The sequence below is a fragment of the Saccharopolyspora sp. NPDC047091 genome (genome assembly GCF_040643635.1).
GTDB lineage: Bacteria > Actinomycetota > Actinomycetes > Mycobacteriales > Pseudonocardiaceae > Saccharopolyspora_C.
The window spans coordinates 177,457-199,421 of record NZ_JBEYUS010000001.1 but is presented as its reverse complement, the minus strand read 5'-3'; the positions used below and the strand labels follow the sequence as shown (position 1 = coordinate 199,421).

The following is a 21,965-nucleotide window of genomic DNA, read 5'->3' as shown; positions in this document are numbered from 1 at the left end:
CCCGAACGTGTGCGGCGGTCGTGTCCGCGCAGCGGCGCGGCGGACCGATCCGGTCTTCTCGTGCGGCGGGAACGCTACCAACACGCCTCGACGCCCCGGGGCGGATCACACCGCCTGCGATGTATCCCTGATCACTCAGCCTTCGCCGTCGTAGGCGGGCTGCGGACCTTGGATGCGGCGCGGCGACGGCTTCGGCGCCGGGAACGCCGCCAGCGGCTCCGGTTCCGGCTGGGCGGGCGGTTCCGGGGCCTGCTCCGGCGGGGCTGCCCCGACGGCGGGCAGCAACGCGGTGGGCGGGTCCCCGGGATCGTCCGCGCGTGCCTCGGGCGAGTCCGGGTACGTCGAACGGTCCGGCTGCGCGGGCGGCTCCGGGTGCGCCGCCGAATCCGAGTGCGCCGCCGAGTTCGAGTGCGCTGCCGAGTTCGGATGCGCTGCCGAGTTCGGATGCGGCGCCGAGTCGGAGTGCGCCGGATCCGGGTACGCCGAATCCGGGTGCACGGGCGGCTGCGGCTGCGCCGGTGCATCCGGGTGCACCGCCGAATCCGGCTGCGCGAGCGGAGCCGCATCGGTGGTGACCGGCAGCCTGCGCACCGGGTAGCGCTCGTCCCACTCCTCGTCGGCGGGACGCTCGCTCGCGAGCGGCTCGGGCGCATCCGGGTCGCGGGACAGCGAGTCGCCGAACTCGGCCACGCAGTCCAGCGCGATCTGCTCCACGACGTCGCGCAGCTCCAGGTCCGCCAGCCAGCTCACCGGCAACCCGCTCAGCCCGATCAGCGCGCCCACGATGTTGCCGCAGATCGCCCCGGTCGAGTCGCTGTCGCCGTCGTGGTGCACCGCGATGCGCAGCGCCTTCGCCACGTCGTCGCCACCGGCCAGCGCACCGCACACCGCGATCGCCAGCGCCTGCTCGCCGACCCAGCCGCCGCCGAGCGTCCCGGCGATGTCCTCCGGCGTCGGATCGCCGCGCTCCGCCAGCTCCACGGCCTGCTTGAGCAGCGCGCTCGTCTCCTCGTGGCCCTCCCAGGTCTCCAGCACCTGCAGCGCCAGCCACACCCCGTCGTCGAGGGTCTGGCCGAGCAGCGCCTGCTGCACGATCACCGCCAGCGCACCCGCCGACAGGTAACCGGACGGGTGGCTGTGGGTCAGCGCGGCGGCCCGCGCGGCCAGCTCGAACGCCACCGGCGGGTCCGGCGAGTACAGCGCCATCGGCGCCGACCGCATCACCCCGCCGCAGCCCTTCGAGTCGTTGATCGGCTCGGTGATCGACCCGGCCGCGTAGCCGTCGCCGAACCGGGCCAGCGCGCGGAAGATCGTCTTGCCGGGAGAGCGGGTGGAGAACAGCCCCGGTACCTCCACCAGCCAGCCGTCCGGCTCCGGGTACACGGCGCGGAACGCACCGGCCGCGAACTCCCACTCGACGCCCTGCGTGTGCAGCCAGCGCTGGTAGGCCAGCTGGATCTCCGGCAGCGGGTCGGTGCTGCCGAGGGTGCGGCGCGCGATGCCGCCGCGGATCAGGCCTTCCGCGCTGAACAAGGTCATCTGGGTGTCGTCGGTGATCGCGCCCTGCACGCCGTAGGCCTCCCGGAGGCCCTGCGGACCGCCCCGGCCGAACCGCTCGGTGATCTGCTCGGCGGTGATGAACTCCAGGTCGGAGCCCAGCGCGTCCCCGAGCGCGCCGCCGAGGAAGCAGCCCAGCACCCGCTCGGTCAGCGCGGGCGCCACCTCGTCGGTGGTCTCCGACTTGGCGTGCCCGCCCGAGCCGGGGGACTTGGCCGGCCTGGTGTCGGCGGGCGAGTCCGCCTCCGCGGCGTGGTGCGCGGGTTCCTCGCGGTCGGCGGTGAAGCCCCGGTCCACCGGCTCGGCCTGCTCCTGGTGCGGTTCGGCGTCGTCGGGATCGGCCCACTGGTCGGGGGCCGCCTCGGCGGCGGCGAACTCCGCCGTCTCGGGCTCGGCCTGCGCGTACCGGTCGTCCTGCTCCGGGGCGGGGAGCGGTTCCTCGTGCGGCGCCTCGGCGTGGTGCGCGGGTTCGGCGTGCTCGTGGTCGTGCGGTTCGTCGTGGCGGGAGGCGTCGTCGGAGCCGTCGTAGGACGAGGAGGCCTCGGCGTGGTGCGCGGACTCCGGCCGGCTCGGGGACTGGTGCCGGTCCGCAGTCTCGGCGTAGCGCGCGGACTCGGCGTGGTGCGGTTCGGGTTCCGCGGCGGGGTCCGGGTGCTGAGGCGGTTCCGGGCGCGGGGCCGGTTCTTGACGCGGGGCCGGTTCCTCGCGCGGGATCCGGCCGGCCTCCTCCGGCCGGATCGACACCAGCTTCGCCAGCCGGGCCAGCTCTTCGCGATCGGTGCGATCCGTGGACAGCTGGAAGCCGCCCGCTCCGAAGTCCGGCATCGGCCGCGCCTCGTCGGCGTCCTCGGTCTGCGGCCGGCGCCCGGTGAGCATCGACAGGTCGGTGCGGTCGGTGGTCTGGGTGAACGCGTTGACCGGCTCGTGTTCCGGCTCGGACCTCGGCTGCTCGAACGGGGACTGGGGTTCGGCCCAGGACTGCGACTCGGGACGGGACTGCGACTCGGGGCGGGCCGGTGCCTCGGACCGGGACGCGGCCTCGGACCGCCGGATCTCCTCCCGCGGCTGGGATTCCGGCCGGGAGCGCGGCTCGAGCTCCGGCGCGGCCTCCGCGGCCGGATCGCCGAACTCGGGTGCGTCCGGGTGGGAGTTCAACCGGCCCAAGTCGATGATCATCGTCTCTTCGTTGCTGCCGTCCACCGGCCGCACCGGCTCCGGGCCCCGGCCGCTGTCGACCGTGGTCGTCAGCGGCGCGCTCAGCTCCCGCGGGCCGGACGAACCGCGCGGGTCGCCCACGTAGCGCTGCGCCCACTTCGGCAGCGGCGGCGGAGGCGGCGGCGGGGCGAACGCCTCGGCGGCGTCGGCGCACAACGTCTCGATGATGTCGCCGAGCTCCAGCTCATCGCGCCACCGCGGCGGAATCGCGTCCGGCCCGTGCAGGGCTCCGGCGAGCTGCCCGGCCATCGCGCCGGTGACGCTGCTGTCCGCCGACACGTTCACCGCCATCAGCACGGCCTCGGCGAAGCTCCCGGTGGCCGCGACCGCGGCCAGCGCGGTCCCCAGCTCCCCCGGCTTGTGCTCGGTGTCGAACTCGGCATCCAGCTCGGCGGGCCGCGGGCGGCGGCCGTCGCGGGTCGCGAACATCGCCGCGTGCACCGCCCTGCGCACCGCGGCCGGTCCGTCCGCCCCGCTGTGCAGCGAGCTCAACCGGGCATCGGTGAGCCCCACGGCCTCCCACAGCCCGATGTCGCCCTGGATCAGCTGGGTCAGCACGTCCGCGTGGAACCCGGCAGCGCCCTGCACGTTCACGTCGTCGGTGAGCAGCCGGGCCACGTCGGCTCCCGCCGCGAACACCCGCTCCTCCGAGGTGCTCCACACCATCGTCGGCGCCGCCCACACCGCGCAGTCGGCGAAACCGGGGCGCACGACCGGGCCGGACCGCGGGTCCGGGGTCTGCTGCGCCGGCGGCTGCGCGGCGAGCCTGCCCAGCCCGGACAGCGCCCCGCCCGCCGGATTGCGGGTGGAGAACAGCTGCGGCGTCTCCAGCAGCCAGCCGCTCGGCTCCGGGTGGGTCTGCAGGTAGCCGGACATCGCGAACTCCCACGGCACCCCCTGCGTGTACAGCCAGCGCAGGTGGTTCGTGCGGATCACCGGAGTCGGCAGCCAGTCCACCGACTCGCCGTTCACCGCTCGCGCCCGCAGCAGCGCCTCCAGGGTGAACACGGCCAGCTGCGTCAGCTCCGTGACGCCACCGCGCCGCCCGAACACCGGTAGGTAGTCGGTCACGCCCTGCGCGCCGAACCAGTGCTGGATGTCCCACGCCGATCTGGTGCGCACCCCCGCGCCCAGCGCGTCGCCCACGGCGCCGCCGAGCAGCGCGCCGCGGAATCGGTCCGACCAGCTCAGCACGCGCGGCTCTCGCCGCGACACGGCCGAACCGTGCGTGTTCGCGAACCACGAGGTGTCACCGGTCATCCCCAGTCTCCTGTCGGGTCACCGTGCGGGGCACCGCCCACGACCACCGGTCGCGGACGTCGGTCGCAGGGCCGCCGCTTCGCCGCGGCGGACGTCCGGGAGCTATCCCGGCTCCGGCGGAGCACCGCCGATCCCTTGGACCGCACCCCGTCAATGTTGCCCCACTTGGCCGACGCCACGGCCGACTCCCCCGGGTGATCCAACGACCGGGTGGCGTGCTGCGGGTCGATCAGCGGTGGCCACGGCGGGTGCCGCGGTGATCGAGAGAATGCTCACCACGCGGGATAGCGCCTGCTCCACGCGGCGTCCGCGGGCGGGGTCGGGCTGAACTCGGCGAGCGCGTCCCGGGACAGCTCGGTCACCACGTCGCGCAGCTCCAGCACGTCCAGCCACTCCGGTGGCAGCGCGCGGAGCCCGTGCAGCGCGCCGACGACGTTCCCGCACACCATCCCGGTCGAATCCGAATCGCCCGAGTGGTTCACCGACAGCAGCAGCGCCTGTCGCACGTCCGGCACCGCGAGCGCCGCGTACAGCCCGATGGCCAGGGCTTCCTCGCCCACCCAGCCGCCGCCGAGCCGTTCCGCGAGCTGCTCCGGCGACACCGCGTCCTGCTCCGCCAGTTCCACCGCCGCGTCCAGCAGCCGCAGCTGCTCCTCGTGGCCGCGCCACCGCAGCAGCAGGTCCCGAGCCAGCCGCACCGCCTCCGGCAGCGGCACCTCCCGGATCAGCTGGTGCACCACCACCGCCAGCACGCCCGCCGACAGGTAGCCGGACGGGTGACCGTGGGTCAGCGCCGCCGTGCCCACCGCTGCGTGGAACACCTCGGCCGGATCGTGCGACCACACCGCCACCGGCGCCGCCCGCATCACCCCGCCGCAGCCCTTCGAGTCGTTCGCCGCGTTCTCCGGGGTCGCCTGCCGGTGGGTGTGGCCGAACGCGAGCAGCGCCTGCATGCAGGTGTTGCCCGGGGCGCGGACCTCGAACAGCTCGCGCCGCGCGATCAGCCAGCCGTCCGGTTCCGCCAGGTGCACCGCGTACGGACCTGCCGCTTCCGCCCAGCTGCGGTTCTGGGTGTGCAGCCAGCGCTGGTAGGCGTGCTGGACCTCCGGGAGCGGGTCGTTGTCCACCGGCTGCATCCGGCGCGCCACGTGCGCGCGCACCAGGCCTTCCAAGGTGAACAGCATCATCTGCGTGTCGTCGGAGATCTGCGCCAGGCCGTCCGCGAGCACCGGGCCGGTCACGCCGTCCGGCCCGTACCGCTCGCGGATCTTGTCGATCTGGCGGAACTCGACGGCGAAACCCAGCGCGTCGCCCAACGCTCCGCCGAGCATGCTGCCGAGGAAACGCTCGTGGGAATCCGGCCCCTGCTGCACTCGTCCGCCCCCTCCTCGCGACCCGGCGAAGATTAGCAATGCCGCACCCCCGCCCGGGCCGGTTTCGCCCCGTTCGCCCACCCGCCGTCCTTCCTGTCAGCGGCGAAGCCGCTGAGCTAGCGACCACCTGAGCAACAGGACCACCCGCGGGTTCCCAGCGGGATGCCGGCGAGGACACCGTTTTCGCATGTGGCGGAACCGCCTGCGAAAACGATCCCGCAGTGAGAAACCCGCCGAGGTTCCGCCACCCGCCCGCTCGCGACGAGGGCCGACAGACCCGACCAGTAAGCTCGCGGCCGTGAACCGCGAACGTTCCGGTTCCCTCGAATCCGGCCTGGACCTGCACCTGGACTGGTCGGGACGACCGGACAGCAGCACCCTCGCGGAGGCGTTGCGCGCGGCGATCCGCGACGGCCGCCTCGCCGCGGGGAGCCGCGTGCCCTCCACCCGCGCCCTCGCCCACGACCTCGGCATCGCCCGCGGGACCGTGACCAGGGCTTACGCGCAGCTCGGCACCGAAGGCTTCCTGCTGTCCCGGCAAGGCGCGCCCACCACCGTCGCCGACCGGCTCCGCAGCGGCGAACGCCCCGCCTCCCCGGCGCCCCGGCCTGCGGACCGCGCGCCGCGCTGGGACTTCCGGCCGGGCAGGCCGAACCTGAGCGCCTTCCCGCGCAAGGACTGGCTGGCCGCGAGCCGCCGGGTGCTGCGCACCATGCCCGCCGACGAGCTGGACTACGGCGACCCGCAGGGGCCGCTCGCGCTGCGCGAAGCGCTCACCGACTACCTGCGGCGGGCCCGCGCCGTGCACACCACCCCTGAGCGGCTGATCATCTGCAACGGCTACAGCGAGGCGCTCTCGCTGATCAGCAGGGTCCTGCGCGCCGAGGGCGGGTCTTCGATCGACTTCGAGGACCCGTCGCTGCCGCACTTCCGGGACATCGCCGCCGACGACGGGATGACCGTGCGCGGCATCCCGGTCGACGAGGGCGGCATCGACGTGGCCGCGCTGCGCAGCCCGGCCGTCGTCGTCACGCCCGCGCACCAGTTCCCGCTCGGCGTCACCATGCGGGCGCAGCGCCGCGCCGAGCTGATCCGCAACGCGAAGGCCGACGGCAGGCTCGTCGTCGAGGACGACTACGACGGGGAGTTCCGCTTCGACCGCAACCCCGTCGGCTCGCTGCAGGGCATGGCCCCGGACGCGGTGATCTACGCGGGGACGGCGAGCAAGACGCTCGCTCCCGCGCTGCGCATCGCGTGGCTGGCGCTGCCCGCCCGGCTCGTAGAACCGGTGCGGACGATGCGCACCCACGGGCGGTTCGGGCCGGTGTTCGACCAGCTCGCGCTGGGGGAACTGCTGCGCTCCGGCGCCTACGACCAGCACGTGCGCCGATCCCGGTCGGTGTACCGGACGCGGCGGGAGCAGCTGCTGCACGGCCTGGACGGGTTGCGCGCCCGGCACCGGCGCTACCCGGCGGGCATCGCCGCCGGACTGCACCTGACGCTGCGGCTCGACCCCGACGGACCCGGCGAGCAGGAGGTCCTCGCGCGGGCGCGCGCCCGCGGCGTCGAACTCGACGTGCTCGGCCCGTGGTGGGTGCGGCCCGGCGAGCACCCCGCGGGCGTGGTGATCGGCTACGCCGCACCCGCCGAGCACGCGTTCCGCCCCGCCCTGGCGGCATTGCTCGACACGCTCGACCCATGACCGCCACCGCCGCGCGGGCTCCCGCTACAGTGCCCACGCGCGCCGGTCCCCGCCCGCCGACACGGCGCAGGGGAACTGGTGTTCTATCCTGGGTCACCGACCGGCGCACAGCAAGGAGAATCCGTGGGCGAGCAGGAAGCAGACCAGGTGACCAGCGAAGAGACCCAAGCCGAGCAGGCTTCGGCGCAGCCGGAGAACAGCACCGCCCAGGTCGAGGCGGACACCGCGCAGGCCGAGGCGACGCCCTCCGAGCCCGCCGCGGCGGACGCGCCCCCGGCCGACGCCGCTCCGGCGGACGCGACCGCGGAGCCCGCGCCGAAGAAGACCCGCGCCCGCAAGCAGAGCACCGCCAAGAAGACCCGCACCGTCGAGCTCACGCTGACCGTGACCGGCACCGCGGAAGGCGAGTGGCAGGCCGAGCTGATGCACGCCGGCAAGCGCGTCGTGCAGGGGCTGCCGGTCCCGGCGGCCGCGGTCTCCAAGGCGGCGGCGGAACTCCACCAGGACATCTCCGAAGCCATCGAAGAGGTCCTGAGCGCCGCGCGCGAGCAGCACGAGGCGAAGCTCGCCGAGCTCGAAGCCGAGGTCGAGCGGGTCCGCAAGGCCCTGCTGGAGCTCGAGGGCTGACGACCGCACCGGTCGGCCGAGCCCCCGGACGCCACCGCCCCCGAACCGGGGCGGCCGCGTCCGGGGCGCCCGGTCCGCGCGGCCGCGCCGATCAGAACTCCAGCACCAACCGGCCCCGCACGCCGCCCGCCGCCAGGGCTCGGTGCGCCTCCGCCGCTTCCGCCGCCGGGTAGGTCCGAGCCAACCGCAGGTCCAGCACCCCTTCGTCCACTTGGGACCGCAGCCGGTCCAGTTTTTCCCACTCCTGCGCGTACTCCCGCACGCTCACCGGCCGGTAGCTGATGCCGCGCTCCGCGTCGGCGGTGAAGAACCGCGTGGTCGAGATCCGCCCGCCGTCCCGCACCGCGGGCAGCAGGCGGTCGTTGAGCAGCGCCCCGTCCGCGATCGCGGGCACCCCGTCCGGTTCGACCTCGCGGATGCGCGCCGCCACGTCGTCCCCGCGCGGCACGACGACGTCTGCGCCCAGCGACCGGACGAGCTCCCGGTCCCGGTCGGCCGCGTCCGCGATGACTCGCAGCCCGTCGGCCTTCGCCAGCTGGATCGTGCAGCCGCCGAACGCTCCCGCCGCACCGGTGACCGCGATCGTCTCGCCCGGCGCGAGTTCCAGCAGGTCCAGCGCCTGGCGCGCCGTCATCGCGTTCATCGGCAACGTCGCCGCCGCCGGGTGATCCGCCCCGGCCGGGGCGCGCACCACCGAGCGGGCCGGGAGAACCAGGCTCTCCGAGTAGCCGCCGTGGGACCCGTGCGGGACGACGATCGCGACCACCCGGTCGCCGACGGCGAGACCGGTGTCGACGCCCTCGCCGACCTCGTCCAGCTCCCCCGCCACGTCCATGCCCGGGACGTACGGCGGTGGCACGTCCCGCAGCCGCTCGGCCTGCGCGCCGCTGCGCAGCAGGGTGTCGGTCGGGTTGACCGCGGCCGCGCGCACCCGCACGCGGACCTCACCCGGGCCCGCGTGCCGTGGTGGGACTTGGAATTCGCGCAGCACGTCGGGACCACCGAACTCGGAAACGCCGATCACTCGCATACCCGGTGCAACCCCGCCCCGGACGCCGGATATTCCGGTTCAGGACCACCCGCTCGTGTAGTGGCGAACGCGTGTTCGAGTCCGGATGATCGGATTCATGGACCCCAGAACCCGCACCCACCGCAGGCTGCACCTCGTGCCCGGGACGCCCGGCCGCTCCCCCGGGAACGCCGGTCGACCGCCGGGCGAGCCGGTGCCCGCCGAACCCCCGTACGCCCAGTCCCCGTACGCCCAGTCCCCGTTCGCCGAGCCCCCGTTGACCGAGTCCCCGTCGACCCAGCAGCCCCCGTCCGCCGGGACCGGGGCCGCCGATCTCCCGGCCACCGACCCCGCGGCCACCGCCTCCGCACCGAGCCGTCCCCAACCCGGATCGCCCGCCGAACCGTCCTGGTCCGCGGCCGATCCACTCACCGACCACCACGCCGCGGGGTGCACGGACGCCGGGCTGGTCGCCGAGATCCGCGCGTGCGAGGCGTCGCGGCACCGCCTGCTGCACGACCAGCTGATCCTGCTCACCGAAGCCCGCCGCCGGGGCATCCGGCTGCCCGCGGGCCCGTCCTCAGAGCTGACCGGAGGAACCCCGACATGATCGTCGAACTGCTGCGCAGCGCCGTCCGCGGCTGCGCCGCCCCGGTTCGCGCGCTCGTCCGCGGCACCGCGCCGCAGACCCCCGAACAGCGGAAGGTCCCCGCTCGAACCCGAGCGGGGACCTCCCGTGCACTGCTCCGCGACCTGCGGCCGCCTACCGGATCACCGGTAGTCGCGACCGAAGTCGTAGTCGTCCAGCGGCACCGCGGCACCGGTGCCCGCGCCGAACACGTCCGGCGTGTAGTAGCCGTCGTCGTAGGACGGGATCGCGTACGCCGCGGCCCGCGCCTCCTCGGTCGGCTGCACCTGGATGTTGCGGTAGCGGTTGATGCCGGTACCGGCCGGGATCAACTTACCGATGATCACGTTCTCCTTCAGGCCGACCAGCTTGTCACTCGCGCCCTCGATCGCGGCGTTCGTGAGGATGCGGGTCGTCTCCTGGAAGGAGGCCGCCGACAGCCAGGACTCCGTGGCCAGCGAGGCCTTGGTGATGCCCATCAGCACCGGGCGGCCCGAAGCCGGGTCCCCGCCCTCGGCCACCACGCGGCGGTTCTCGCCCTCGAACTGCGAGCGCTCCACCGGCGAACCGGGCAGGAACTCGGTCGCACCCGAGTCGATGATGATGACGCGCCGCAGCATCTGCCGGACGATGACTTCCACGTGCTTGTCGTGGATGCCCACGCCCTGGGAACGGTAGACCTCCTGGACCTCGCGGACCAGGTGCAGCTGGGCCTCGCGGGGCCCCATCACGCGCAGGACCTCGTGCGGGTCGACGGCGCCTTCCAGCAGCTGCTGGCCGACGTCGACGTGGTCGCCGTCCGCGATCTGCCGCTCGCTGCCGTCCACCGAGATCGTCGCGAGCCGCTGCCGCTTGGACAGCTTGTCGTAGACGATCTCCTCGCTGCCGTCGTCCGGGATGACCGTGATCTTCCAGTACCGGTCGTTGTCCTCCATCCGGATCCGCCCGGGGGCGTCGGCGATCGGCGCCTTGCCCTTCGGGACCCGGGCTTCGAACAGCTCCGTGACACGCGGCAGACCGGTGGTGATGTCGTCACCGGCGACACCGCCCTGGTGGAAGGTACGCATCGTCAGCTGCGTGCCGGGCTCACCGATGGACTGGGCGGCGACGATGCCGACGGCCTCGCCGACGTCCACCAGCTTGCCGGTGGCCATCGAGCGGCCGTAGCAGACCGCGCAGACGCCGACGCCGGACTCGCAGGTCAGCACGCTGCGGACCTTGACCTTGGAGATCTTGGCCGCGAGCAGCTTCTCGATCGCCGGGTCACCCAGGTCGGAACCGCGGGTGAGCACGATGTTGCCGTCCGAGTCCGTGACGTCCTCGGCGGTCGTGCGGGCGTAGATGCTGGTCTCGACGTGCGCGTCGCGCAGCACCGTGCCGTCCGGCAGCACCTCGGCGATCGGCATCTTGATGCCGCGCTCGGTACCGCAGTCGGTCTCCCGCACGATGACGTCCTGCGAGACGTCCACCAGACGACGGGTCAGGTAACCCGAGTCGGCGGTACGCAGCGCCGTGTCGGCCAGACCCTTGCGGGCACCGTGGTTGGAGATGAAGTACTCCAGCACGGACAGGCCTTCGCGGTAGTTCGCCTTGATCGGGCGCGGGATGTACTCGCCCTTCGGGTTCGACACCAGACCACGCATGCCGGCCAGCTGCACGACCTGGGTCATGTTGCCCGCCGCCCCGGACTTCACGATCATGCTGATCGAGTTGTCCTCGGGGAAGTTCTTCTCCATGGCCTCGGCGACCTCGTCCTTGGCCGCCGTCCAGACCTTGACGAGCTCCGCGTTCCGCTCCTGGTAGGAGAGCGCACCGCGGCGGTAGCGCTTCTCCACCTGCTCGGCGCGCTGCTCGTAGGAGTCGAGGATCTCGCTCTTCTGCGGCGGGACGACCACGTCGGAGATCGACACGGTCACACCGGAGCGGGTGGCCCAGTGGAAGCCCGCGTCCTTCAGCTTGTCCAGCGTCTGGGCGACGGTGACCATCGGGTACCGCTCGGCGAGGTCGTTGACGATCGCCGCCTGCCGCTTCTTCGGCAGCAGGTCGTTGACGAACGGGTAGTCCTCGGGCAGCAGCTCGTTGAAGAACACCCGGCCCAGCGTGGTGTCGGCGAGCCACGGCTTGCCCGGCTCCCAGTCCTCCGGAGTGGCGTCCTTGGCGGGCACCACGTCGCGGAGCCGGATCCGGATCTTCGCCTGCAGCGAGAGCCCGCCGCGGTCGAAGGCCATGATGGCCTCGCCCACGGAGGAGTACGCCTGGCCCTCGCCCGGCGCGCCCTCGACCAGCCTGGTCAGGTGGTACAGGCCGGTGACCATGTCCAGACGCGGCATCGCCAGCGGGCGACCCGACGCGGGCGAGAGGATGTTGTTGCTGGACAGCATCAAGATCCGGGCCTCGGCCTGCGCCTCGGCCGACAGCGGCAGGTGCACCGCCATCTGGTCGCCGTCGAAGTCGGCGTTGAACGCCTCGCACACCAGCGGGTGCAGCTGGATGGCCTTGCCCTCGACCAGCTGCGGCTCGAAGGCCTGGATGCCCAGGCGGTGCAGCGTGGGAGCACGGTTCAGCAGCACCGGGTGCTCGGCGATGACCTCTTCCAGCACGTCCCACACCTGCGGGCGCTGGCGCTCCACCATCCGCTTCGCGGACTTGATGTTCTGCGCGTGGTTGAGGTCGACCAGCCGCTTCATGACGAACGGCTTGAACAGCTCGACCGCCATCTCCTTCGGCAGGCCGCACTGGTGCAGCTTCAGCTGCGGGCCGACGACGATGACCGAACGGCCGGAGTAGTCGACGCGCTTGCCGAGCAGGTTCTGGCGGAACCGGCCCTGCTTGCCCTTGAGCAGGTCGGACAGCGACTTCAGCGGCCGGTTGCCGGGGCCGGTGACCGGGCGCCCGCGACGGCCGTTGTCGAACAGCGCGTCCACGGACTCCTGCAGCATCCGCTTCTCGTTGTTGACGATGATCTCGGGCGCGCCGAGGTCGATCAGTCGCTTGAGGCGGTTGTTGCGGTTGATGACCCGGCGGTACAGGTCGTTCAGGTCCGAGGTGGCGAAGCGGCCACCGTCGAGCTGGACCATCGGACGCAGGTCCGGCGGGATCACCGGCACGCAGTTGAGCACCATGCCGCCGGGGTTGTTCCCGGTGGCCTGGAACGCGGCGACGACCTTGAGCCGCTTGAGCGCGCGCAGCTTCTTCTGCCCCTTGCCGGAGCGGATCGTCTCGCGCAGCAGCTCGGCCTCGGCACCGATGTCGAAGTCCTGCAGCAGCGCCTGGATGGACTCGGCGCCCATGCCGCCGGTGAAGTACTCGCCGTACCGGTCGTAGAGCTCGCGGTAGAGCATCTCGTCCGAGATCAGCTGGCGGGTGTCCAGCTTGGTGAAGGTCTCCCAGATCTCGTCGAGCCTGTCGATGTCGCGCTGCGTGCGGTCGCGCAGCTGCCGCATCTCGCGCTCGCCGCCCTCCTTGACCTTGCGGCGCACATCGCTCTTCGCACCCTCGGCCTCGAGCTCGGCCAGGTCGGCCTCGAGCTTCTGGGCACGGGCTTCGAGGTCCGCGTCGCGCTGGTCGGAGACCCGCTTGCGCTCGACCGCCATCTCGTTCTCGAGCGTGGACAGGTCGTTGTGCCGCATCTCGGTGTTCACCGAGGTGATCACGTAGGCGGCGAAGTAGATGATCTTCTCGAGGTCCTTGGGAGCCAGGTCGAGCAGGTAGCCCAGCCGGCTCGGAACGCCCTTGAAGTACCAGATGTGCGTCACCGAAGCGGCGAGCTCGATGTGCCCCATCCGCTCGCGGCGCACCTTGGCCCGGGTCACCTCGACGCCGCAGCGCTCACAGATGATGCCCTTGAAGCGGACCCGCTTGTACTTGCCGCAGTAGCATTCCCAGTCGCGGGTCGGACCGAAGATCTTCTCGCAGAAGAGCCCGTCCTTCTCCGGCTTCAGGGTTCGGTAGTTGATCGTCTCGGGCTTCTTGACCTCGCCGAACGACCACTGGCGGATGTCGTCGGCCGTGGCGAGGCCGATGCGGAGTTCATCGAAGAAGTTGACGTCCAGCACGTCGGGTCTTCTCCCTTAGTCGAAAGGTCCGGCCGGCTACCGGCCGGGAATGCCAGGTTGGGTCGAAGGCCGGTCCGCGGGCAGGCACATGCCCGCGGACCGGCGGCGAGGTCACTGAACGACGTCGTCCACCGAGGGGGACTCGTTCCGGGACAGGTTGATGCCGAGGTTCGCCGCGGCACGCTCCAGGTCCTCGTCGTCTCCGTCGCGCATCTCGATGGCAGCACCGTCCGTGGAGAGCACCTCCACGTTCAAGCACAGCGACTGCAGCTCCTTGAGGAGCACCTTGAACGACTCCGGGATACCCGGGTCAGGGATGTTCTCGCCCTTGACGATGGCCTCGTAGACCTTCACGCGGCCGATGACGTCGTCGGACTTGATCGTCAGCAGTTCCTGCAGGGTGTACGCGGCGCCGTAGGCCTGCATGGCCCAGCACTCCATCTCACCGAAGCGCTGGCCACCGAACTGCGCCTTACCACCCAGCGGCTGCTGGGTGATCATCGAGTACGGGCCGGTCGACCGGGCGTGGATCTTGTCGTCCACCAGGTGCGACAGCTTCAGGATGTACATGTAGCCGAGGGCCACCGGGTACGGGTACGGCTCCCCGCTGCGGCCGTCGAACAGCTGCGCCTTGCCGTTGGCCTTGACCATCCGCTCGCCGTCGCGGTTCGGCAGGGTGGAGCCGAGCAGGCCGGTGATCTCTTCCTCGCGGGCACCGTCGAAGACCGGGCTGGCCGTGTTGGTGCCGGCCTCGACCTCGTAGAGGTCCGCGGGCAGGCGCCTGGCCCAGTCCGGGTCGCCGTCGATGGACCAGCCCTGCGAGGCGATCCACCCGAGGTGGGTCTCCAGCACCTGGCCGATGTTCATCCGTCGCGGCACACCGTGGGTGTTCAGGATGATGTCGACCGGGGCGCCGTCCTCGGTGAACGGCATGTCCTCGATCGGCAGGATCTTGCCGATGACGCCCTTGTTGCCGTGCCGGCCGGCGAGCTTGTCGCCGTCCTGGATCTTGCGCTTCTGCGCCACGTAGACGCGGACCAGCTCGTTGACGCCCGGGGGCAGCTCGTCGTCCTCGTCGCGGTTGAACACGCGGACGCCGATGACCTTGCCGGTCTCGCCGTGCGGCACCTTCAGCGAGGTGTCGCGGACTTCGCGGGCCTTCTCGCCGAAGATCGCGCGCAGCAGCCGCTCCTCCGGGGTCAGCTCGGTCTCGCCCTTCGGCGTGACCTTGCCGACCAGGATGTCGCCACCCTGGACCTCGGCGCCGATGCGGATGATGCCGCGCTCGTCGAGGTCCGCCAGAACGTCCTCGGAGACGTTCGGGATGTCCCGGGTGATCTCCTCGGCACCGAGCTTGGTGTCGCGGGCGTCGACCTCGTGCTCCTCGATGTGGATCGAGGTGAGCACGTCGTCCTGCACCAGGCGCTGGGACAGGATGATCGCGTCTTCGTAGTTGTGCCCCTCCCACGGCATGATGGCCACGCGCAGGTTCTTGCCCAGCGCCATCTCGCCGTTCTGGGTGCACGGCCCGTCCGCGATGACCTGACCGACCTCGACGCGATCGCCTTCGTTCACGATCGGCTTCTGGTTGGTGCAGGTGCCGTGGTTCGAGCGGTTGAACTTCTGCAGCCGGTAGGTGTGCCGGGTGCCGTCGTCGGCCATCACCGTCACGTAGTCGGCGCAGATCTCCTCGATGACACCGGCCTTGTCGGCGGTCACCACGTCACCGGCGTCGACGGCGGCGCGGAGCTCCATGCCGGTGCCGACCAGCGGGGACTCGCTGCGCAGCAGCGGCACCGCCTGGCGCTGCATGTTCGCGCCCATCAGCGCGCGGTTCGCGTCGTCGTGCTCGAGGAACGGGATCATCGCGGTCGCGGCGGAGACCATCTGCCGCGGCGAGACGTCCATGTAGTCGATCTCGGTCGGGGCGAGGAGCTCGACCTCGCCGCCCTTCCGGCGACCCAGCACGCGGTCGTCGAGGAAGACACCGTCATCGTCGATCGGCGCGTTGGCCTGCGCCTTGACGTAGCGGTCCTCTTCGTCGGCGGTCAGGTAGTCGATCTGGTCGGTGACCCGGCCGTCGACGACCTTGCGGTACGGCGTCTCGATGAAGCCGAACGGGTTGACCCGCGCGAACGTGGCCAGCGAGCCGATCAGGCCGATGTTCGGGCCTTCCGGCGTCTCGATCGGACACATGCGGCCGTAGTGCGATGGGTGGACGTCGCGGACCTCCATGCCCGCGCGCTCCCGGGACAGACCGCCCGGGCCGAGCGCGGAGAGCCGGCGCTTGTGCGTCAGGCCCGCGATCGGGTTCGTCTGGTCCATGAACTGCGACAGCTGCGAGGTGCCGAAGAACTCGCGGATCGCCGCCACCACGGGACGGATGTTGATCAGCGTCTGCGGCGTGATCGCCTCGACGTCCTGGGTGGTCATCCGCTCGCGGACGACGCGCTCCATGCGGGACAGGCCGACGCGGACCTGGTTCTGGATCAGCTCGCCGACGGTGCGCAGGCGGCGGTTGCCGAAGTGGTCGATGTCGTCGACCTCGACCGGCACCTCCAGGTCGCCCTCGCCCATCGAGGTCTCGCCCGCGTGCAGGCGGACCAGGTACTCGATGGTGGTGACGATGTCGTCCTCGGTGAGGACGCCGGAGTCGAACGGCAGCTCCAGGCCGAGCTTCTTGTTGACCTTGTAGCGGCCGACGCGGGCCAGGTCGTAGCGCTTCTCCTTGAAGAACAGGTTCTCCAGGAGGGTCTGCGCGCTCTCCTTGGTCGGCGGCTCGCCCGGGCGCAGCTTGCGGTAGATGTCGAGCAGCGCCTCGTCCTGGCCGGCGGTGTGGTCCTTCTCCAGGGTCGCCATCAGCGTCTCGGAGAAGCCGAACCGCTCGCGGATCGCCTCCGCGCTCCAGCCCAGGGCCTTCAGCAGCACCGTCACCGGCTGGCGGCGCTTGCGGTCGATGCGGACACCGACGGTGTCGCGCTTGTCGACGTCGAACTCCAGCCACGCACCGCGGCTGGGAATGATCTTGACGCTGTAGACGTCCTTGTCCGTCGTCTTGTCGACCGAGCTGTCGAAGTAGACGCCGGGCGAGCGCACGAGCTGGGAGACCACGACGCGCTCGGTGCCGTTGATGATGAAGGTGCCCTTGTCGGTCATGACCGGGAAGTCACCCATGAACACCGTCTGGCTCTTGATCTCGCCAGTGGTGTGGTTGGTGAACTCGGCCGTGACGAACAGCGGGGCCGCGTAGGTCATGTCCTTGTCCTTGCACTCGTCAACCGAGGCCTTGACCTCGTCGAAGCGCGGATCCGTAAAGGACAGGGACATCGATCCGGAGAAGTCCTCGATCGGGGAGATCTCACTCAGGACTTCTTCCAGGCCACCGACTGGGCTGTCATCGCCGGCGTCGACCCGGCGCTGGAACCAGGCCTCCTCGCCGACGAGCCATTCGAAGGACTGGACCTGCAGATCGAGCAGATCAGGTACTTCCAACGGTTCGCGGATGTTCGCGAACGAGACCCGCCTGGGTGCCCCAGCGATCCCCGACGTGTAGTTGGAAGCTGCAGAGACCTTGGTCGCGCGGGAGACTGCCAAGATGCGTCCTTCCGGGACTCTGAACTGGCTACAGCCGCGTCAGGAGGCGTTGGCAACCGACTAACACGACTGTCAAGGGTGCAATGGCGCCCACGATCCTAGATCCCGTCATGGGGAGGGCGGAAAGAGGGCAGCGCAAAGTAGCAGTCTAGACGCTACGACGCCACCTGTCGAGGGGCCCGCCGACGAACCGTCCCGGAAGTCGTCTGCGGAGCCGCACCTCGCGAGGCCCTGCCCGTGTTGGGAACCAGAGTGAACCCGCCGCCGCCGACAGTCAAGAGATCACGCTCCGATCACCCTCGTGGCGCAAGACACGATCACTACACGTGATCGCCAAGGGGCCCGTTCTCCCTGGTCATGACTTTACCGCGCGGTAGTTCAGGCGAGTTTCCGCCAGGTCTCGCGGCCGCTGGAACCGACCGCCCCGATCGCACACCGCACCCGGATTCCGCGGTTTCCGCCACCGGGGAGCACCCCGGTTCGCCTATGATCCAGTAAGCCGCCGGCGTTGTCGGCCATCTCACGCCGCAGGCCCCCGCCCGGGTGATCCAGCGGGGGTGCGGCCGGGGAACGCCGCCCGGCTGACCTCGCAGGGAGTCGCGGCTCGTGCACGGAGCGCGTGCCCCGGTCCTCGGCTCCCCGCAGCGAACGCACGGGCTATTCGGTACCGGTGAACATCGGTACGGTGAAACGCCCCGCGACGCCGCGACGCTGATAGTCGTGTGAGCATGCCACAGGAGAATCGGGATGAATGACGATGCGGGTCGGCCGGACGAACTCGCCGACGGGCGAGCGCGTTCGACCGGTGAGCAGCAGGGCGCCGGTGCCGGAGCGTCGTGGTTCAGCGCCCCGGCGGGCGAGGCCGCAGCCGCGGACGGCGGGCCCACCGCCCAAGCCCGCGCCGGCCTCCAGGCCCGAGCCGGTGGTCATGGCCAGTCGAGCAGCCAGAGCCATCCCGGCGGCCAGGCGGACGCCCCGCGCGCGACCGGTCCGGACCGCCCCAGCCCGCAGCAGCGGTACGCCGACGCCATCACGGCGATGAACGGCATCATCTCCACCCTCGACTTCGAACAGCTGCCCTGGGTGACCGAGGTGTTCCGCGCGACCGCGGGCGTGCTCGACGACCGCGACCCGGCGCGGGCGGGCGTGCTGAACAACCTGGGCAGCGCGGCCCAGCTGCGGTACCTGCACAGCAAGCAGGTCGAGGACCTCGAGGACGCGGTCGGCTACTACCGGGACGCCGCGACCAGCGCGCACCAGGACGACCCCGACCTGGTGCTGTACCAGTGCAACCTGGCGCTGGCGCTGACCGAGCTCGCCGTCACCGGGGAGGACGCCTCGCACGCCGCGGAGTCCGTGCGGGCGGCCCGGCTCGCCACCGAGCAGACCCCGCGGCGCGATCCGCGGCGGATCATGACCCTGGTGCGGCTGGCGAACGCGCTGAAGACGCACGCGCGGCTCGCGGGCGACCCGAGCTCGGACGACGAATCGATCGACGTGTTCCGCGAGGCCGCGCGGGCCGCGTCCCGCGGTGGGGGCACCGAGGCCGCCGAGCTGCGGATCAACCTGGGAGCCGCGCTGCTGCGGCGCTACCAGCGCAACGGTTCGGCGCAGGACCTGGACGAGGGCATCACGCACCTGCGGCGCGGGGCGGACGGGCTCGCTGACGGGGAGGCGCGGCGCGGGGCGCTGTGCCACCTGGCGGGTGCGCTCCGGCTGCGCTTCGAGCAGGCCGGCGACCTCGCCGACCTGGAGTCGGGCATCGGTGAGCTGGTCGGCGTGCTGGGCGTCCTGAGCCCGGGACACCCGCTGCTCGGGCGCGCCCTGGTGCTGCTGGCCGAGTCGACGGTCGAGCACGTGGACAGCACCGGTGAACCGGGTCCGCTGCGCCGCACGCTGCGCGCCTACGCCGCCAGCGCCCGGGGCATGGCGGCCGAGGACCCGGAGCGGCCGTTCGCGCTCGCCGGCTACGGGGCCTTGCTGCGCAGGCACTTCCTGCACGGCGCGGAGGCCGACGCGCTGGACACGGCGGTCGCCGCCGGGGAGGCCGCGGCGGAGGGCTCGCTGAACGGCAAGGTGCTGCACTCGCTGGCGCTGAGCCTGCTGACCCGGTACGAGAACACCGCGGACGAGGACGACCTGGACCGCGCCAAGCAGGTGTGCGACCAGGCCGCGACCGCGCCCGAAACCCCGCAGCACCTGGCCTGGGCGCAGCTCGGCGTGATCGCCGCGCACCGGTTCCGCCGCACGACCCGCACCGGCGAGCTGGAAGCGGCCGTGGAGTGGTTCGACCGCGCGCTGGAGGCGATGTCGGCCGACGCGCCGGAGCGGGCCGCGGTCGCCACCCACCTGGGCCGGGCCCTGCAGTCGCTGCACCAGCGCACCGGCCGGCGCCGGTTCTACCGCTGGGCGCGGCGGGTGCTCGCCGAGGCCGCCGCGCAGCCGTCGGCGCCCGCCGATCAGCGGCTGCGGGCCGCGAGCTTGAACGGCAGGCTCGCCGCGGGTGCGCAGCGCTGGTCGGAGGCGGTGGAGTCGTTCACCTCCGCGGTGGAGCTGCTGCCGCTGGTCACCCGGGCGAAGCGGGCGGTGGCCGCCCCCGCGATGCAGCAGCGGTGGGCGCGGATCGCCGCCGACGCGGCCGCGTGCGCCGTGGAGAACGGCGAGCCGGAGCGCGCCGTGGAGCTGCTGGAGCACGGCCACGCCGCGCTGCTGTCGGACTTCCTGCCCGCGGGTGGCGAGCTCGGCGCGCTGCACCGCGACCACCCGGAGCTCGCGGACGAGGCCGTCCGGTTGCGCAGGCTGCTGGACCGGCCGCCGGGCGAGCCCGCGCTGACCGACCCGGCCGAGGGCGGCGCGCTGCGCGCCCGGCTGGTAGACGCGTGGGAGGACCTGCTGCGCGAGGTGCGCTCCGACCCGACGCACGCCGACCACCTGCGGTTACGCCCGTTCGCCGAGCTCGCCGGGGAAGGCGAGGAAGGCTCGGTGGTGCTGGTCAACCTGAGCCGGTACCGCGCGGACGCGCTGGTCCTGGTCGCCGGCCGGGTGCTGACCGTCCCGCTGCCGGGCGCGGGCCCCGATGCCGCCGCGGAGCAGTCCAGGGCCGCGCTGGGCGTGACCGACCAGCGCGATCAGCGCGCGCTGCTGGAAGCGCTGGACTGGGCATGGCACAACGTCACCCGCCCGGTGCTGGACCGGATGGGATACGTGCAGCCGCCCGCGGAGGGCCAGCGCTGGCCGCGCCTGTGGTGGTGCGTGCTGGGCCCGCTGGGATTCCTGCCGCTGCACGCCGCCGCCGCGCGGGACGGGGCGAGCGCGCTGGACCGGGTGGTGTCCTCGTACGTCCCGACGCTGGGCGCGTTGAACGAGACCCGGCACCGGCCGGTCCCGGACCAGGGCCGGGCGCTGGTGGCGGCGGACGCGCTGGAACCGGGGGCGCGGGAGCTGCCGCGGGAGAACCAGATCCTCGCCCGCTACTGGCCGGACGCGGAGGTGCTGTCCCCGGCGACGACCTCGGCCACGGAGATGCAGCAGCTGCTGCCCGGCGCGGCGTGGGTGCACGTGTGCGAACCGAGCGCCCAGTACCCCGCGCAGCCCGCGGCCGGGCTGGTGCTGGACCGGGAACCCCCGCAGCGCGGGCTGGGGCTGGTGGAGCTGGGCCAGCTCGGCCTGCACCAGACGGAGTTCGGCTACCTGGGCCGGTGCTCGACGTTCGTGGACGCGCCGTCCGCGGCGGCGGTCCCGCTGGCGACCGCGCTGGGCTTCGCGGGTTTCGCGCACGTCATCGGCTCGCTGTGGGAAGTCGACGAGGAGTGCGCGCTGGAGGTGCACTCGGAGGTGTACGAGGCGGTGTTTGGCACCGCGGAGTTCGACACCGGCCACGCCTCGCACGCCCTGCACGACGTGTCCCGGCGGCTGCGCGCGGAGTTCCCCGACATGCCGTCGCGCTGGTCCGCGCACCTGCACGTCGGCCCCTGACCTGCGGGCACCGCCCGGATTTCCGGGTTCCCGGGCGGTGCGGCGTCCGCAGGTCGGTGCTCAGTGCTGGCTGATGTTGGCGATCTTCCACTGGTCGCCGTGCCGCTCCGCGCTGATGACGACCTGCGCGGGCCCGACGGACGGCTCGCCGCCGATGTCGGTGCGGGTGGCGTTCTGGTCGACGAACAGCAGCACCTCGGCGCGGTCGCCTTCGAGGCGGTTGACGCTGCTGGCCTTGACCGTGGTGGTGACGACGAGCTTCTGGATCGGCGCCTGCTGCTTGACGGTGGTGAACAGCTGCTCGTACTCGCCGATGGCGCGGCCGACGAGCAGGTCCTTCGCGGCGCGCTCGGTCTTGCCGGTGTCGGCGAAGTCGTAGGAGAAGATCTTCTCGACGCCGTCGGTGATCTGGCCGTTGACCTCGCTGGTGGTGGCCTGGTCGGCGAGCGCCCGGTTGCCGTGGAACGCGCCGTAGGCCTCGACGCCGAACCAGGAGGCGAGTCCGGCGAGCACGACGGTCGCGGCGAGCAGCACCGCGATGAGCCCGGTGCCGCCGGGCCGCTCGGCGGTCTGCTCGGCGGTCTGCTCCGCGGTCTCGCCGCCGTCCTCGCCGGTGGGCTCGGCCGTGCCGCTCGGTGCGGCGGCGGTCGTCCCGGGAGCTGCGGTCTCCTCGGCGGTGGCGTTCTCGTCCTGGGGCAGGTCGGCGACGGCGTGGAAGCGCTGTTCCGCCGCGTCCGGTTCCTGGCGGTCGGCGGTGGCCGCGTCCTCCGCGGTCGTGGACTGCGCGGTCACCGCGTCGGAGCCCTGGTCGGTGGAACCCTGATCCGCGGAGCCCTGGTCAGTCGAGCCCTGGTCGGGGGAGCCCTGATCAGTGGAGTTCTGATCGGCAGCGTCCTGCTCGCTTCCGCCGGCCTGTCCGGCCCCGCTGCCCTGCTCGGAACCCTGCTCGGCACCGGAAGTCCGCTCGGCA

Annotated in this window: 10 protein-coding genes; 4 read left to right on the top strand and 6 right to left on the bottom strand. The window is 72.2% G+C overall.

Annotation, left to right across the window (positions count from 1 at the left end; translation table 11 throughout):
• Positions 1-135: 135 nt before the first annotated feature.
• Positions 136-4,032 carry an ADP-ribosylglycohydrolase family protein gene (locus ABZ805_RS00970; protein ID WP_358432569.1) on the bottom strand — a complete coding sequence of 1,299 codons (3,897 nt, stop codon included), beginning with the start codon at positions 4,030-4,032 and terminating at the stop codon, positions 136-138.
• Between the two features lie 272 nt (positions 4,033-4,304).
• Positions 4,305-5,405: an ADP-ribosylglycohydrolase family protein gene (locus ABZ805_RS00965; protein ID WP_358432567.1), complete on the bottom strand. Its 1,101-nt coding sequence runs from the start codon at positions 5,403-5,405 to the stop codon at positions 4,305-4,307.
• Positions 5,406-5,703: 298 nt separating this feature from the next.
• On the opposite strand from ABZ805_RS00965, the gene ABZ805_RS00960 reads away from it, so the two are divergent.
• Positions 5,704-7,107, top strand: coding sequence for a PLP-dependent aminotransferase family protein (locus ABZ805_RS00960; protein ID WP_358432565.1), 1,404 nt, complete (start codon positions 5,704-5,706; stop codon positions 7,105-7,107).
• Positions 7,108-7,230: 123 nt separating this feature from the next.
• The gene (locus ABZ805_RS00955) at positions 7,231-7,734 is read left to right on the top strand and encodes a DUF6319 family protein (protein ID WP_358432563.1); all 504 of its coding nucleotides are present in this window, start codon (positions 7,231-7,233) and stop codon (positions 7,732-7,734) included.
• 91 nt (positions 7,735-7,825) lie between these two features.
• On the opposite strand, the gene ABZ805_RS00950 is transcribed toward ABZ805_RS00955, so the two are convergent.
• Positions 7,826-8,764, bottom strand: coding sequence for an NADP-dependent oxidoreductase (locus tag ABZ805_RS00950; RefSeq protein ID WP_358432561.1), 939 nt, complete (start codon positions 8,762-8,764; stop codon positions 7,826-7,828).
• Between the two features lie 97 nt (positions 8,765-8,861).
• Between ABZ805_RS00950 and ABZ805_RS00945 the strand changes: the two genes are divergently transcribed.
• On the top strand, positions 8,862-9,353 hold the full coding sequence (locus ABZ805_RS00945) for a hypothetical protein (RefSeq protein ID WP_358432559.1): 492 nt from the start codon (positions 8,862-8,864) through the stop codon (positions 9,351-9,353).
• Positions 9,354-9,514: 161 nt separating this feature from the next.
• Here the strand turns inward: ABZ805_RS00945 and ABZ805_RS00940 are convergent, their stop codons facing one another.
• Together ABZ805_RS00940 and rpoB are read right to left on the bottom strand one after the other, a co-directional pair.
• Complete coding sequence (locus tag ABZ805_RS00940) at positions 9,515-13,426, bottom strand: DNA-directed RNA polymerase subunit beta' (RefSeq protein ID WP_358432557.1); 3,912 nt, start codon at positions 13,424-13,426, stop codon at positions 9,515-9,517.
• A gap of 111 nt (positions 13,427-13,537) precedes the next feature.
• The gene (rpoB, locus tag ABZ805_RS00935) at positions 13,538-17,020 is read right to left on the bottom strand and encodes a DNA-directed RNA polymerase subunit beta (protein WP_358432555.1); all 3,483 of its coding nucleotides are present in this window, start codon (positions 17,018-17,020) and stop codon (positions 13,538-13,540) included.
• Positions 17,021-17,767: 747 nt separating this feature from the next.
• Here rpoB and ABZ805_RS00930 point away from each other — a divergent pair.
• Positions 17,768-20,995 (top strand): CHAT domain-containing protein, encoded by a 3,228-nt coding sequence (locus tag ABZ805_RS00930; RefSeq protein WP_358432553.1) that lies wholly within the window; start codon positions 17,768-17,770, stop codon positions 20,993-20,995.
• Positions 20,996-21,055: 60 nt separating this feature from the next.
• On the opposite strand, the gene ABZ805_RS00925 is transcribed toward ABZ805_RS00930, so the two are convergent.
• Positions 21,056-21,965: hypothetical protein (locus ABZ805_RS00925; RefSeq protein WP_358432551.1), on the bottom strand; the 910-nt coding region annotated here is incomplete at its 5' end.